This is a genomic window from Butyricicoccus sp. OF27-2pH9A, from assembly GCF_027693185.1.
GTDB classification, from domain to species: domain Bacteria; phylum Bacillota; class Clostridia; order Oscillospirales; family Butyricicoccaceae; genus Agathobaculum; species Agathobaculum butyriciproducens.
Genome location: NZ_JAQEXK010000063.1, coordinates 1 through 290 on the forward strand (window position 1 = coordinate 1; position 290 = coordinate 290).

General features: G+C 57.6%; 1 pseudogene. It reads left to right on the forward strand.

Going from position 1 to position 290, the window contains the following annotated elements:
• Nucleotides 1-290: pseudogene (locus PG722_RS14035) on the forward strand (hypothetical protein); the annotation flags it as partial.

Below are 290 nucleotides of genomic sequence, written 5' to 3' on the forward strand. Positions count from 1 at the left end.
TTCCCGGTGGGAAAGAAGGAAAAACAGAACCGGGCGCGGGACAGCAACATGGAGGAATGGCGGCATATTCAAGGGCTGCTGGATAAGATACGCAGCACCGGCATGGGCGGGATCAGCGCCGATGACCCGGCAGCGATTGAAAAGCTCCAGAAGAAGCTGGACGGGCTGGAACGCTCCCAGCTCATTATGAAGGAGGTCAACGCCTATTACCGCAAGCATGGCAAGCTGGACGGCTGTGCGCTGCTGTCGCCGGACCAGATTGAAAAGCTGAAAGCAAGCATGGCGTCAAG